The sequence below is a fragment of the Methanosarcina sp. WWM596 genome (assembly GCF_000969965.1).
GTDB lineage: Archaea > Halobacteriota > Methanosarcinia > Methanosarcinales > Methanosarcinaceae > Methanosarcina.
Genome location: NZ_CP009503.1, coordinates 96,908 through 112,511, shown reverse-complemented (window position 1 = coordinate 112,511; position 15,604 = coordinate 96,908). Strand labels below are relative to the sequence as shown.

Sequence of the window (15,604 nt, the reverse complement as noted above, 5' to 3'; positions counted from 1 at the left end):
GTCACCTCATTTCGGCTGGAATCCGAAGCTGGTCCTCTGATCAAATACTCTGTGTATCCATTCAATGACTTCTGTATCGTCCCTGAAGGCTACATTGTCCACACGGTAAATGGTGGTTCTCTTTGCGGCTTCTTCATCAGACATTGGCTTGCCGAGGTCTACTTTCCTGTCGAGTGGAATTGCAACCTGGTCCTTGTCCATGATGATGGTGCCGTTTTCGAGTCTCCTCCTGTCAAGCATGTCGAACATTACGCCGTCTTCCTGAAGACGGACAGAGTGACCGTGCACAGTTGCGCCACGCATACCGGAAAGGGCTGGGCAGCTCATTTCGGTTTCCATCTGAACTTTTGCGCACTGTTCCATGTCTCTTTCACGGGCTTCAACAATCTGACGACCGGAAAGGGTACCTGGGTCTACACCTCTGAAGTTGATTGCTGCGAAGTATGATCTGAAGTATGGGGTAGCCGGAGCGTTGTACATGGAATCAGAAAACTGGACGTATCTGACTCTGTCTCCTGCTGCTGCGCCGGGTGTTGCTGCTACAAGCTCGCGGACCGAGCATGCGGGCTCTCCCATCTCTGCGAGTGGTGGGTGGGTACTTGGGTAGTCGCTCCCTGGTGCACGGTGTCCGAGGATTGCAGTTAAGTCTTCGTCTGAAATCTCCCTGAGCTTCTCAAGTTTCCCGGACATGTGTTTTCTTCGGTTAGCGCCAACTGATGTAGCGCCTGGATAAAACTGTGGTTCGTATGCCATCTCATGCAACTCCTTTATGATTTTCTAACTGGTCTAATGTTGTCTTGACGTATTTTACTATTGAATTTAGTTTATCCCTAGGACAGAAGTCACCACGTGTAACTCCACTTACCATATCCATTACAATTCCCTTGGTACGAATATTTTCATCCTTTGGCATCACTAATCTCGTCTTTATCCCTGCTTCTGCAAAATCCTCAAAATCCACCGGAATCTGGCTGACAACAATTGCCGGGATATCAGCCTGGCTCAGGATCTCCCTGGTTTTTCTAATTACATGGTCCTTAATATTTCCGAGGTGAATAACAGCCAGCTTGTGCATTTCAATCTGTGCGACTTCTACCGGACTCAGTACAAATGACCCTGTCCTCATGCCTGATTCGGGAATCCCTGAACCTGAGTAAAGTACAAGTACACTCACCTGAATGTTTTCCTTCCTCATTCCGTATGTAATCTCGCATACTGGTTTTGTGATATGCCTCTGGCCGGGGCTCATAGCAATAGCTACCACATCGGCACGACCGGCTTCCGAAAGAGTGCCTCTTTGAGCAAGCCCTCCTCCTTTGCCAAGTCCTCCGCCGCATCGGCAGTCAACTACCTGGGTTTCCCGATCGATCATCATATCTATTCACTCATCTTGATCTTTGCCATCGTCTTTCTCTTGCTTCTTCTCTTGTTTCTCGATGAAGACGAGCTGGTCGATTTTTGCTTTAGCATCAACCATACCAAGCAAGCAAGGGTCTGAATTAGGACCAAATTTAGCATAGTCAGTCACAGTAGGCGTTCTCCTGAAAAAGTGTCCTTCCCTGAATTCAAAAGCGAACGGGAGCACTTTATCGCATACTGACCTGACCTCTTCTTTAGTTTCGGCATTTGAGATTTCAAGCCTGATCCTACCTACACTGATCTTAAGTTCAATAACCTGATCTCCGATCTGAATAGGTTTCCTTAGGGGGTGTTCCACCTTTTCCCCGGTCCCCGGGCCTGCAGACACCCTTTCGGGGAGTCTCGAGCCCTGGACCATAACGCGGATTATCCCGTCAATCCGATAGAGCTCAGTAATAAGCTTCTGAGCGGTTTCAGGAGACAGGATTCTACTGGGAAAGATTTCGATTTGGATAAGATCTTCCGTGTTTGAAGCAGAGTCTGACATCTTTAGACCTTTTTTAATTAATTTGTTTAGAGCGCTCCTGCAACTGCCTTAATTGGCTCGCGGAATTCTGATATTCCACCGAACACGTCGCCAATGAGGCCGGATGTTGCTTCGATTGTGAACATCTGGGTACCTGCATCAAGGGCTACTGCTGCGCATACGCAGGGTATTGCGAAGCCTCTTGAGTGCCTGGTAACAACGTGGTTACCATTGAAGACACCGGGTCCACCGCCACCATAGATTGAGTGGCTGAAGAAGGAGAATCCTACTGCGACACCCTGTACTTTACCATAGTCGCATCCTGGGAGACCGGTTTCCTTCTCAAGCATGTCGTTGAAGTACAGAAGTGTTGAGGAGACGTTCTGGGCTGCACGGCCTGCACCACAGTTCACGAGAGTGGCTGCAAGGGTACCTGCTGCTGCATAGGCGTTCCACAGTGGGACGTCATTTGCCTTGTAGAATTTGTATCCGGATGGTGCGGTCTTGTCAACGGAGATTACACCGTCTTCAATTGCCCTGCCGACAATAGACTGGAGAACAGTTCCGATTGTACCGTCTTTGCCGTTTTCCTTTACGGTGTCGTATACGACATTGTTGGCGTTGAGACCCTGGCAAGCAAGACCGAGGAGCTGATGCCTCTCGAACATACCAACTGCGCCGCCCATCTCAAAGATACCGGACTGTTCATAAATTGAGGAGAGAGCTGCTGCGTTCATTGCACCGCGGTTGGTGATTGCTGCAACGTGGTTGGCCATGATGTTTCTGAGGGAGAAGCCAAGACCTTCGTTGTTCTGTGGAATGTTCAGAATACCTGCAACGTTTCCGCCCATGAGGTCCATTGTCTGTGGGTAGCTTCCCCAGATAGCGGACTTTACGATAGGTGCATCGTACATGTCGGTTTTGAACATATCCAGAACGGTCTGGGTGACTGCTGCTGCACCGACGGTGGTTGCGGACATGTAGTCAGCGCCAGCGAGTATCCTGGACTCTGGGACCTGGACGAGCAGGCTCTTTCCACCCTTAAGGATCTTTACATCTGCATCGTCGCCTTCATCGACCTGAACGAGCTTCTTCACATTTTCTGCAATTGCATCAACGTTGCCTACGATATCGTAGTTAAGCCCACGGCCTAAGATCTGACGGCCTTTGCCGCCCATCTTGCCGCTGGCAAGTGCGCCCTGAATACCTGCGAGGTTGACTGCAACGGACCTCTTGGTGTCCAATATGATTTTTTTAATTGCTGCGTTTCTTGTTGGAGCAAGGTTCTTGATATCGACATTGCTCTCGAGCAGTTTTCCTCTGTCGTCGTAGATGTCTACTGTGTCAGACACTTTAATTTCCTCCTTAATTGTAACTATTCAGCCTGGGAAAAACAACATCAATAGCCATCTGTATTAAGATTCAATAAGCAAATTTCTGAGAATTGATTTTATTTGATTGTTGGCTATTGATTGCGTTTTTTCAATTTTCATTGGTTAGTAATCAGACATATCGGTTTCATCAAAATCGGTATCAATCAACTGATTTTGGCATACTGAATAGTTACCCTTAATTTATTAAAATCATTTTGGGACTGGTCACCTACTCGAGTGCAAAAGCACTCACAAATCAAGTACCGCATCGTTTTTAAGTGTCCACTTTCCCAATGAAATCTCATTCGTTTAGAAGGTACTTAAATCTTTTGTGTTCTCCGGTAAATGAATTCATGTATTTTTTTAAAGACAATTTTATAAAGATGTGACCTATTTTTCTTAATTCATATAAAAAAACGGGATCAATGGAAAAAAGAAATTTCAAAGTTACTTAATATTACCGAAAAATCCCTTGAATACACATATAAGTATTTTCATAAGAAAAGATTAATATGACGTGATTTTTTTTTAAATGTTCCCATCTAATCATGAGAATCATACCAAAAAGATTTAGTAATATCCTCGTGATACGAAAGTTTAATATGGAAGTAGTTGTCGACGTAGGTGGAAATCCCGGAGTAGACTGCAAAGGCTTTTGCAAATATTGCTATTTTAAAAAGGTCAAAGATGTCCAGCCCCTGGGCTGCAAGTATTGCCTCCCTATTAAAAAAGGATGTGATTACTGTACTCGCAGTGTAAAAGAATCGTACTCAGGCTTCAAGTCCCTCCAGATAGTACTCGAAGAGACTGCAAGAAAACTTTACTTCACAACCGGAGAAGTAAAAAAATTCACTGTCAGCGGAGGAGGGGACTTAAGCTGTTACCCCGAACTGAAGAATCTTGTTACTTTTCTATCTCAGTTCAACACTCCGATACACCTGGGATATACCAGCGGGAAAGGCTTCAGTAAGCCTGATGATGCTCTTTTCTACATAGATCATGGAGTTACAGAAGTGAGTTTCACTGTCTTTGCAACAGACCCGGCGATGAGAGCCGACTATATGAAAGACCCTGAGCCTGAAGCTTCAATTCAGGTTCTTCGAGACTTCTGTGCCCACTGTGAAGTCTACGGAGCAATAGTTCTCCTCCCGGGAATAAATGATGGAGAGGTTCTTGAAAAGACCCTGAGTGACCTGGAAACTATGGGAGCAAAGGGAGCTATTCTTATGAGATTTGCAAACTTTCAGGAAAACGGTTTGATTCTCAATAATTCTCCTATCATTCCCGGAATAACTCCACATAAGGTTTCCGAATTTACCGAAATTGTGCGCAGTTCCGCAGAAAAACATCCTTCAATCAGGATCACAGGAACACCCCTGGAAGACCCATTAATTGGCTCACCTTTTGCAATCCGCAACGTTCCGGAAGCCCTTTCAAGACTTCCTGAGGTGACCAAAAAGGCAACTATCATCACAGGTCAAGTCGCAGCCTCCAGGCTTATGGAAATATTTGAAGCCCTTGGAGGAACTGTAAACGTAGTTCCACTGAAAAAGGACATTGGCTGCCTTATTACGATTGACGATTTCAAAACCCTGGATCTCTCGGAGGTGACTGAAACTGTATTCATTCCGGGAAGAGCTTTTGTCCATGATATGGAAGTCAAAGAAGCTCTCAGAAGAGACGGGGTGGACAGGCTTGTGCGCAGGGGACCAGAGTGTCTTTCCGTGGACGGGGAAATGTCCATAGGCATGACCAAAGAACAGGTTCTGGAACTGGAAATAGAGAACTTCACAGAACTTATTAGCCAGATTAACTCCCTGGGGCTGCCTGTAAAGTAAAGCCCCACCATACCCAAGAGGCGTTAAACTCGAACTCTGAAAAAAGCTGAACATTAATAAAAAAAAAATACAGATTGAGGTATAGATATTAAAACAGACCCTATATAAATTCAGAATAAATTATATAAGTGTGGAAAAAAATAAATAGGGAACTGTCCAATTAGATAGAAAAAGTTTTGCCAGTAAAAATAAGCCAGAAAATGAAAAGACCTGTTTTCCAGAAGAAAAAAAACTCTGCAGAGGAGTTTGGGAGTATTATTAATAAACATTCTAATAAACATTCCGATTTTTTCCAGCTTTTAGACCGCCCTGTCTCCATCCTGCAGATAGTAAGAAGTTTTTTCATATTATTAAGACTCGCGGTTCTTGCCTCAGCGCGCAGACCCGGACATAAAATCTGAAAGTCCCAGCTGTTTAACCCTGTGATTTTCAAAGAGAGAGCTGATATCATAATCCAGAAGCTCGATCCTCTGTCTGGTATAGCTGGAGACTCCGTACCTCTCTCCAATCTCTTTTGAAATTTCAAGATATTTGCGGACAGATCCCTCGTGCACGGTTAGTATCACATTGCCTCCGCATTTCGGGCAAGCTCCGGTAAGGGGCGGACGCCTGAATTTCTCCCCACATTTGATACAGCGCATCCGCTGTCTGGAAAAAGAACGAAGGTTCCCAATCAGGTCCGGAAGGAAATGGGACTTGAGTACCCTTTCAGCTACATCCGGTGCATCTACTGCCCTTATTCTGTTAGCCAGAGAGAGTTGGGCCTCCATTTTTTCAATCATACTTCCTAGAGTCTTATATGAAGAATTAAGAGGGCCTGCAGCAATGTTTGAGGTATCATGTGTAAACATGAAATGTTCGTACTGCTCAGGTGTCCCAAGCCGACTGCTAATAAGGTCCATAATACTTTCAAGTTCAGTGGGGCTTTTGATCTCCTGCGTAGCCCTGTAAAACTCAAAAGGATAGCGCGCAGAAACATCGATATTATGGGCTTCCTTATCCACTTCCTTTGGGTCAATCCTGGTAGTTAGCACCAGAGGAGCATCCATCTTCCCCCCCCTTTTATCAGGCAGATATGACCTCGAAAAATTGAGAATTCCATCCATAAGGAGCATTATGCAATCTTCATCCCCATCACAATTCCTGCGTTTTGAAGCATGGAAAAAAGGATGAGCATAGCCTACGGAAGCTTTCGTAAACCCTATGAGACGCCCGAGTACTCCTGCGGAAGTATGAGGAGCAAGCCCTATGAGCAGTACCCCCACGAGGTCCTGAATAGTTTCAGCATTGTAATAGGGCTCAATCTTATAGTACTTCACAAGAAGGTCATCCACGTATTTTGCAGTACGCAGCATATACTCAGCCCCGTCATAAGATATCACAAGGTCCTGAACCTTCAGGCAGACAACCTGGTCATCCCTCTCAAGAGGGTTTCCACATATATCCTCCCTGTAACCAAGTTCCAGAAGTTTGGCTGCCGTAATTCCCAGTTCATCAGCCCGGATATGGGTAAGAGGAATATCTGACATGTCGTAGCGTATAGTCCCGTCCTTAAAAACGTAGACATTATGTTTTGAACGCAGGATTCCTTTTTCCAGAGGCTCGGGGGTCATCTGCCCGTTCATGAGCCGCTTTACCCCCTTAATCAGACCCATTTTTTCCCTTTCCCCTAAGTTCTCAAAAGCCTGCTTATAAATGGAACGGAAATCCAGTTTTACGTTTGCAACAGAAGTCGGCTTTCTCCCGCACTTGGGGCAGACCTCAGCACCCCTTACATCAATCTTGCAGCGAGAACAGAAAAGTTTGGGATTCGTGAATTCTCCACATTCACAACGCCAGAAATAAGTTTCTTTCCTGCAGGCAGGGCATTCTCTCAGCCCTAATTCTACTTCAATTTCCCCTATCTTTCCATTCATGCAGGATGTGTAGTCGGAGGCAGAGACAAGATTTCGCGTAATTCCCCCGGAATTGTTTAACGGGAAGAGCACCTGGGCTGCAGGAGACATCTTGCGCAGGTCAGATTTTTCTGGCCTTCCCATCCGTGCCCCTATCCTTGAAGGAGCTCTCGGGTAAACCTTAAACCCACTTAAAACACCCGCAGCTTCCACCATATCATCCAGGTCTGGCATACTGGCTTTTTCTTTGAGGGAAGTATCAAGCCCAAGGCACAAAATAAAAGGAAGAGCCTCTTCGATAAGGATTTCATCATCTTTTACCCTGTGAAGTACAAGGAGCTTTTCAAGCACCGGCTTTATTCCCTCTTCAAGGGAAGCTTTCATGGGCAGTTTAAGGACCCCTGCCCCAGCCACTTCACCTGCCAGAAAACTCCCTTTTTCAGCCACAAAGTTTCTGAGAGCTTCGAACTCGTTCCGGTTTATGTCGTGCCAGAGATAGGTGAACTTCGGATGCAATGGCACATTAAACTCCTCTGCAAGCCTGAGAGCAAGAGCAGCCGACGGGTTTTTCAGCTCGTCCTCGGGAATTTGTTCAGGGCAGGCTGCCTGGTAATCGTACTGCCACCATTCGAAAACATAAGGAGAAGGCATAAGAGGATGATTATTTTCAAGGAAGTCCCCATAATTGATCAGAATTTCCCCAATATCAACAATTACTTCAACCTGTGGCCGGACTTCATATGCCTCCTTTATATTATCTATACGGATAAGATCTCCCGAAAAAAGTCTTACCGTAGGTCCCTCTATGGAGTCCACGGCAGACATGGCTGCAGCTTTTCCAGGCCTTTCAACCTTGAGTTGAGTCCCATTAGCTATAAAATCATCAAGTAAGACCATGCTGGCAGGACTGATCCCCGCCGAAGCAAAGGAAGTATTCCTTGACCGCCCGTACCGCAGCCTGAAACCTCCTGGCCTTGAAGGGTGAGAAAACACAGGCCTCCCGGCAATCAGGTCACGAATATATTTATCCTTTGGCTTGATCTTGTTTTTCTGCTCATCTTCAGCACTCTCCCCACTTTTAGCACCCCCGATAAGGGTCTCCAGCCAGTCCCATCCATCCATCTTCAACTTGTTAACGTGCTTTTTGACCTTCGGGGCCTTGAGGGCGAGACCTTCGGCAAGCACAAGGCACATTCCTCCCCGGACACGGTTTGTCCCTATCCTCTCAAGATTCCTGTGCCCTTCAACCTCGGCTTCTTCAGTCGGGTCCCCATCAATGCAAACCGGGCAGTTCCTGACTATCAAACGGATTTCATCTTCTGAAGGCATGTACTGAAGGCTTGCGACCCTCTTGTAAAGCAGGATTTCTTCCACATAGCGCTCTATTTCCTCATCTCTTGGCTTGTAGCGGTCAATCCCTATCCCGCGCCTCACATAGTCGCCAACCAGCACGGAAAGCGCCTGCGCAGTCCCCCCCGCACTCCTGATAGGCCCGGAATAAAATATCCGGATATACTGAGAACCATCATCATTTTTCCCGAGATCTACCTTATCGATTCCTTCGATAGGAGCTGCAACTACCCCTTCAGTCAGGACCGCCATGGAAACCCGGATAGCAGCTTCCACGGCATCTTTCTTTGCTGGAAAGCTTCCTACAATCCCTTCGGCGACCTGGCGCCCGACTTCAAGGGCAGCTTCTTCCCTGGACATATTGACCTCAAGTTCCCGGATCTTTGCAGCAACTCCTTTGACCCCGATAAGGTTTTCTACCCTATCTGCAAGGTCTTTGGCAAGGGGAATTTCCACAGTGGGCTTCGGATCTCCACCCCGGGAACGGGCCCTGTTTGCAACCTCAATTGCCTCTTTTAGCCTTGCCTCGAGCCCATTGAAGTATTCATGCATTTCTTCACTTGCAATCGTTTCACCCATCTTGAAAAGCCTCTTTTAGGAAATGAAAGAAAAAGATTATTTTTGCTTACGCAGGGATCCCGCAGCGAAGAGACCTGACATCGAAGTCACAAAGAAGACAAAAACTCCTGACCAGAGAAGATAGTACCCGATATCAATACCAAGAATAGTTATATTAAGAGTCTTAAAAAGCAGACCTACAGCCAGGATCGCAAGACTTACTCCTGTTGTCTTGTTGTTCTGTTTCCGAACTTTTTTATAAGCCCGCATCTTTTCCATCTGTTCTTTTTTTTCTGCTTTCAAGAGGATCTCTCCAGATATCTAAAAAATCAATAACTATCAAATCTGACTGTCAAACTCTACTCTGTCAAACTCTACTTATACTATTACAATTTAACCGATACTATTGCAATTTAACCGGTACAACAGACTTAAACAGCATATCTTACGGAGGCAGCTTCTCTTAACCGGTTAAGAAGTGCAACTCCAAGTCCTGAAGGGGTAAAAGAGCCGTCAGCCAAAATCACATCCAGACTTTTCGTGTCCAGAACCCTGAGCCCTTCAAATAGTCTTCTGGCAGCTTCCTCAGGCTCTTCGCGGGACCCCAATAAAAAGCATTCATATGCACTCAATCTTTCAGAAGCAAAAAAGCCTGCGGTCTCATCACTGATCAGAAGCCCGACTTTCTTACATTCGCACCGGTAATTTTCGAGCAGGGCGTCAATCTTTTCAGAAACCTTTTTTCTGTCCCCTTCCACAAGCATGACCTGCGTATCAGGGGCATAATGACTGTATTTCTGACCTGCCCGCTTTTCAGGCATAGCCTCTCCCGTCCCGGCTTCAGTCCCTCCAGACGCGGGCCTGACTTTACCAATAAATCTTTCAAGCTCGTCAATTCCCACGGCTCCGGGCCGCAGCACTACAGGAGGTTCAACCGTCATATCGACAACAGTTGACTCAAGCCCTATAGCTGCTCCCCCTCCATCAATAACCGCATCAATCCTGCCTGTAAGGTCAGCCAGGACATGGGCTGCCAGACTGGGACTGGGCTTTCCTGAAAGGTTCGCACTCGGAGCAGCCAGAGGAGTGCCTACCTTCTTTATAAGCTCCAGAGGAATCCTGTGATCAGGCATGCGGAGCCCTATCGACGGCAGGTTTCCCGAGGTAATTTCCGGGACAATATCGTTTTTCTCAAGCACAATCGTAAGGGGACCAGGCCAAAAAGCATCCATAAGCCTGAAAGCTTTTTCAGGAATATTTTTTGCAACCTTTCCGAGATCTTCCCTGGAATGGACAAGCAAGCTGAGAGGATTGCCAGGTGAGCGTTCCTTTGCTTCAAAGATTTTCCGGACAGCATCCGGGTTCAGCCCGTCAGCTCCAAGCCCATAAACAGTTTCCGTAGGGAAGGCTACTGTCCCACCCCTTCTGATAATCGCCGCAGCCTCGTCAAGAACGACATCAAAGTTCTCTTCAGAGACCCGAAAAAACCGGGTCTTTATTTTATTTCCGTTTTCTGCCTGCACCGAAGGTAAACTCCTTACTGATAAGTATCCTGCTATTTTTTCTGTTTTTAACAGCTTGTAAATTGCTTTTAGAAACTGGTTCTCAGAAACTGGTTCTCAGAAACTGGTTCTCAGAAACTGGTTCTCAGAAACTGGTTCTTAGAAACTGGTTCTTATTATACATCCTAGTCGTTACATAACTTATTTTTTAAGCCACTTCTCGATAGCAACTTCAAGTTCTTTGTGGTCCTTTGCATAGTCCTGCATGCTTACTCCTTCAAGGCTTGCATCAAGGGCTTGCCTGCAGGCAGTAGCTCCGGCTACCGTACCCATCGGATGCGCATGGATTCCACCCCCGAACTGCATAATAACATCTTTTCCGAAGATAGAGTAAAGGTCAGGAATCATTGTAGGGGCAAGCCCTCCAGACGCTACCGGAAACATTGGCTTTAATCCTCCCCAGTCCTGGGTAAGGACATGCTGGCTCTCATCCGCAGGCACTTTATCAAGCACGCACTCATCCCTTAGAGACAGGACTTCATGCTTTTCTCCATGCATTTTCCCGACAACCGTACCTATGTGGAGCTGGTCAAGCCCTATCAACCTGCAGAGCTTGGCAACAAGAACCATGCTTATCCCATGGCGAGGGTTCCGGGTATAAGCCGAGTGCATGCAGCGGTGGGCATGAAGGGCAAGACCCGCATCTTCGGCCTCTTCCCTCAGAGTCTGAAGAGCAGTCCAGCCTACCGGCACGATATCGATCATTGCATAGCTGGCACCCAGGTTTTTGAGGACATTTAAGCGCCGGGTCATTTCCTTACAGGTCGGGGCTGTGATGTTGCAGAGGTACATCTTCTTCTCCCCGGTCTCAACTTCAGCTTTTTCTGCGAATTTCAGGGTGAGTTCAGCCCTTCTGTCAAAGCCATTGAACTTCTGGTCGGTAAGGTTCTCATCATCTTTAACAAGGTCGCAACCTCCGGCAAAAGAATTGTAAGCAACTTCCGCATGTTTCTCAGAGGTTAAGCCTACCTTTGGCTTAACGATAGTCCCAATAAGAGGCCGGTCCTGCACCCCCACAAGTTTCCTGATCCCCGGCAGCCCGAAGTTCGGACCTTTGAACTCGCGGAGCATTGGCCTGGGGAAGGCTATGTCCTGCAGTCTGAGGTTGTCAACGATTTTCATACTGAAAATGTTTCCTGCAACAGCACTCAGCACCTGGGGGACCGAACCCAGCTCAAAAAGGTCTTCCGAGTAAGCCACCCTTACGGTCTGTGATTCTTCGTCCAGGTAAAAAATGTGAGGTTTTAATTTTACTGCAAGTTCGGGACTCAATGTGGAAATCTCAGTCCAGGAGTCTATAGAGCTTTCCCCTGCCATGTGGGTGGCAACTTCCTCAAAATTCACTCCTGCCGACGGTTCGATATGGAATTCACAGATCAGATCTGTGTCTTTTGGGCTATAATCCCTGTCTATGTAGTCCCTGCGCATTTTCGTCACTCCTTTGAAATAAGCAATTTTGCAGAATAAAATTCAGTTATATAGAATAATAGTTCTGATAGAAGGAGGTAACTAAACATAAATAAAAATTTGTTTATCAGAACCGAAAAACCTGATCTAACGGGAAAAGGGGCTGGAGGAGAAGAAAAAAAGAGTACTCCTGTAATCTCCAGAAAAAGGGAAAAGAAACTAAAAGGATATTATGAGAACTGAAGATCTATTCGGAAATTTATTATAATCCCTGATAAGGTCAGCTCTCTAATTGGAAAATACTTTTAAGGTTCTTTACTTTTAAGATTCGTTACTGCTCCAGCCTCAAAGGGTTTCCTATACCAAGCCCTGTCAAACGAGTCTCTTTCTGGGCTCCGAAGCCAGGATTGAAGTCCTTTCTTTCAAAGTCAAAACGGACCTGATCTTTCTGAAGCCCATACCCGTCCATATGGTCAAAAATCAGTTTTTCCATAAGCTCCGTTCCATAGTCCACAGCCTCGAGATAATTATCTGCAACCCTCCTTTCTACTTCAGAGAACACATGATACTGCTCGGTTCCGAGACCTACCGGCCGGATTAGAATTTCACTTCTCTTGATGACGTTGCCAGCCAGGGCTCCTGCGGCATTGCCCACTTCATGGAATTCGGGAACCCTGATATCCGCATCGATAAATTCTCTGAGTTCGGGTACATAGGCTTTGACAGGTGCCCCGATCATTACAACCGGAATATTGATTTTGAACTTTGTGAAGCGAGTGTTTTCCAGCAGTTTTTCAAGGTCTTCCCGCTTGAAGTCTTTTGCAAAGAACGCCAGCAGGTCAAGAGCAATATTTTTTGCAAAATTTCGTTTTATTTCTCGGGAAAAACTTTCAGGATCCAGTCCGAGATAGTTGCCAAGAATTTTTGCTCCCAGCCAGGAGGCAGTACTGTTCCACGTTTCATACTCTCCAAGCGCATGAAGAGCATCCGTAGGTGTGAAACCTATATGGTAAATGCAGCGCTTCTGGACCAGAGAACGCAGAGCCTTTACAAACTGCAGGGGATGTTTTCCAACTGCTTCAGAAATATCGGATACTGAAACCGGTTCATATCCTATAAAATCAAAGATCTGACGTTCATAGTTTTCCAGTTCAAACTCGATGGAGTAATTAAGAGCATGTATGTCATCATCTACCCCCGCATTCCCACTCCTGACAAAGAAGCTTGCTGGCTGGAAGATATCATCCATTATCCTGTCCGAAATTTTTTCAGCTTTCCTCAACTTGTCTTCAAGGAAAGAATAGTTTGAAGCTGCAAGACAGAGAGGAATAACCCTGTTCGGGCCAATATAGATTTTTCTCTGTACCCAGACGTGGCTGTCTCCTCCCATAGCCGAAGTTCTGATCCTGACCGCCTTGACCATAGTTTTCCAGTTTCCCACTACAGCCCCATATTCACTGATCTCGGGAACTCCACCTTCCATCAGAGCAATATCGGTGCTCGTGCCTCCCACATCCACAGCCACGCAGGTTTTCAAGCCGCTTATATGGGCAGCCCCTACAAGGCTTGCGGCAGGGCCTGAAAAAATAGATTCGACGGGTTTTTCAAGAGCCTCTTCTATGCGTGCAAGGGAACCGTCGCATTTCATTACCATCATAGGAGCTTTGATATTTCGTGCTTCCATAACCGATAGAACGGCACGAATGAACTGGGAGGTTATCGGGATCAAACGAGCGTTCAGAACTGCAGTAACTGCCCTTTCGTAAGCTCCCAGGCCCAGGGAAAGTTCGTGACCGCAGACGACAGGCTTATCGGTCAACCTTTCTATTGATTTTTTTACTGAAAGCTCATGTTCCGGGTTCCGTACGGAAAAATAAGAAGATACGGCATATGAAAAGAGCCTGCCTCTGGTGCTGTTAACGAATTGTTCTGCAGAATTAAGTTCAAGGCAACTAACTTCGTTTCCTTTTGAATCGTGGCCACCATCTATGGAAATTATCTCACTAGCCGGGATATTTCCATTGACTTTATAGCCTGCCAGGATCAGGCCTGCAGGATGGCCTTTGCCTTCCAGTGTGGAGTTTGTAGAAAGAGTTGTGGATACCGAAACAAGTTTTATATCCTCCAGATACTCCTGTTTTAAGCCCGCAACTACTTTTTCTATCCCTTCAACCAGATTGGAATGCGTAGTTAGTGCTTTATTAGAATCAAGAATTCTGCCGTCTGCAAGGTTCATTAAAACGGCGTCAGTGTATGTCCCACCAGTATCGATTCCTAAACCGAGCTTCATAGTTTATAAGTTATTTCCAAAAATATAACATAGCCGACCAGAATTTTGCAGGAGTATAAGGTTCTGCAGGAGGGTAAAATATTGAGGGGGATGAAATAATAGAGGAAAATGAAATAATAGAGGAAACGAAATATTGAAAGAAAAGAATAATAAGGACAATAGGAAAAAAGCAGTAAAAAAGAAGATGAGTAATATAGAGGAAACAGCAAAAAATGTAATATAGAGGAAACGGCAAAAGAATCTGAAGTTATCAGGACTCTTTCTTCGTAACCTCATTATTATATTATACTACCTCTTCGCTTTACCTATTAATTATACTACCAAAACTCTGATTATATTATACTGTCTACAACCCGCTCTTTTTCTCCTTTATATTATACTACCTCTTCGCTTTACCCATTAATTATACTACCAAAACTCTGATTATATTATACTGTCTACAACCCGCTCTTTTTCTCCTCCGGCGAAAACTCTGTGAACTTGCAGGTGCCAGCGAGTACATCCAGGTTCAGGCACTTCAAGCTCAATATAGTTATAACACTGCGAAGCTTTTCCCCGGATCTTGGACGAGCAAACTGTTCCTGCACTGACGACAAGCATGTCGTTTAATCTCCAGACCCAGGGGATATGCCAGTGCCCGCAAAGCACAAGGTTCACACCTGAACGGTCCAGAAGCTCAAGCACGTCCCCTGCATCCACAAGCACATTATTACCCCTGCCTGTCCTGGGAATCGGAATCAAATGATGGTGAAGGGCAAAAACCTTAAAACCGTTTGTTGAGAAAGACTCCTCTATCCAGCCGTAGTTTTCCCTTCCAATGTGCCCTTCTTCAAGTTCCGGCTGGGAAGAATCAAGCCCTACAACCGTGACTTCCCCAAAACATCCGGAAGAAGACCTCGCCTGGAAAATATCTTCAAAGAAAAGGTAACCTGCATTTCTTGAGTCATGATTTCCGGGAACAACCACCCTATTTTTGCATTCAATCCTGTCAATGAAGTTTTTTGCCCCATTATACTCGGCAGCAAGCCCGTTTTCCGTAAGGTCGCCTGTAATTACAACAATGTCCGGATTATCCTGATTTATTTTTTCAAGCATTGCATCTGCAATCTCCGGCATATAGTATGCCTCTGAGAAATGAATGTCTGAAAGATGTACCATTCTTATAATATCTATTCCTCTCTGTTCTGCTTGTTCACATTTCTGGCTTTTTCAGGGTTAGAATTCGCGGAGGAGAACATATACCTATTCGATTTAGTCTATATAAAAAAGAAAAAATACCATTTAAATGAGTTGTCTATATATTACACATACCAGATAATCTTTATTGATAATATCTGGCTGAAAAAAAGCTCGAAACTGCTTTAATCCCTTTAAAAAACCAGTTTAAATCCCGGTAATATTTCACCCATGATTTTAATTCAGGGATCTTCAATGGCGAATCATTTG

11 protein-coding genes are annotated in these 15,604 nt (G+C 45.6%); 1 reads left to right on the top strand and 10 read right to left on the bottom strand.

The genetic code is table 11. The features are described from left to right. Nucleotides 1-6: 6 nt before the first annotated feature. From mcrG to mcrB, 4 genes are read right to left on the bottom strand one after another with little or no spacing between them, the layout of a single operon-like run. Nucleotides 7-753, bottom strand: a complete 747-nt coding sequence (mcrG, locus tag MSWHS_RS00500) for a coenzyme-B sulfoethylthiotransferase subunit gamma (RefSeq protein ID WP_048125106.1) — start codon at nt 751-753, stop codon at nt 7-9. Between the two features lies 1 nt (nt 754). After that, a complete protein-coding gene (gene mcrC, locus MSWHS_RS00495) occupies nt 755-1,375 on the bottom strand; it encodes a methyl-coenzyme M reductase I operon protein C (RefSeq protein ID WP_048125105.1) in 621 nt (206 codons plus the stop codon). A 6-nt stretch (nt 1,376-1,381) separates the two neighbouring features. Next, nucleotides 1,382-1,906, bottom strand: coding sequence for a methyl-coenzyme M reductase operon protein D (gene mcrD, locus MSWHS_RS00490; protein ID WP_048125104.1), 525 nt, complete (start codon nt 1,904-1,906; stop codon nt 1,382-1,384). Between the two features lie 26 nt (nt 1,907-1,932). Continuing rightward, nucleotides 1,933-3,237: a coenzyme-B sulfoethylthiotransferase subunit beta gene (mcrB, locus tag MSWHS_RS00485; protein ID WP_048125103.1), complete on the bottom strand. Its 1,305-nt coding sequence runs from the start codon at nt 3,235-3,237 to the stop codon at nt 1,933-1,935. A gap of 623 nt (nt 3,238-3,860) precedes the next feature. Between mcrB and mmp10 the strand changes: the two genes are divergently transcribed. Continuing rightward, entirely contained in the window at nt 3,861-5,096 is a 1,236-nt protein-coding gene (mmp10, locus tag MSWHS_RS00480) for a methyl coenzyme M reductase-arginine methyltransferase Mmp10 (RefSeq protein WP_048125102.1), read from the top strand. A 371-nt stretch (nt 5,097-5,467) separates the two neighbouring features. Here the strand turns inward: mmp10 and MSWHS_RS00470 are convergent, their stop codons facing one another. From MSWHS_RS00470 to MSWHS_RS00445, 6 genes are all read right to left on the bottom strand, one after another. After that, nucleotides 5,468-8,920 (bottom strand): DNA polymerase II large subunit, encoded by a 3,453-nt coding sequence (locus MSWHS_RS00470; RefSeq protein ID WP_048158633.1) that lies wholly within the window; start codon nt 8,918-8,920, stop codon nt 5,468-5,470. A gap of 36 nt (nt 8,921-8,956) precedes the next feature. Next, entirely contained in the window at nt 8,957-9,202 is a 246-nt protein-coding gene (locus tag MSWHS_RS00465; protein ID WP_048125099.1) for a hypothetical protein, read from the bottom strand. 128 nt (nt 9,203-9,330) lie between these two features. Next, nucleotides 9,331-10,422, bottom strand: coding sequence for an L-threonylcarbamoyladenylate synthase (locus tag MSWHS_RS00460; RefSeq protein ID WP_048125098.1), 1,092 nt, complete (start codon nt 10,420-10,422; stop codon nt 9,331-9,333). A gap of 180 nt (nt 10,423-10,602) precedes the next feature. Next, the gene (rbcL, locus tag MSWHS_RS00455; protein ID WP_255350500.1) at nt 10,603-11,916 is read right to left on the bottom strand and encodes a type III ribulose-bisphosphate carboxylase; all 1,314 of its coding nucleotides are present in this window, start codon (nt 11,914-11,916) and stop codon (nt 10,603-10,605) included. 283 nt (nt 11,917-12,199) lie between these two features. Then, the gene (locus tag MSWHS_RS00450) at nt 12,200-14,158 is read right to left on the bottom strand and encodes a hydantoinase/oxoprolinase family protein (RefSeq protein ID WP_048125091.1); all 1,959 of its coding nucleotides are present in this window, start codon (nt 14,156-14,158) and stop codon (nt 12,200-12,202) included. Nucleotides 14,159-14,581: 423 nt separating this feature from the next. Beyond that, complete coding sequence (locus tag MSWHS_RS00445) at nt 14,582-15,316, bottom strand: metallophosphoesterase (protein ID WP_082087986.1); 735 nt, start codon at nt 15,314-15,316, stop codon at nt 14,582-14,584. Nucleotides 15,317-15,604 lie beyond the last annotated feature (288 nt).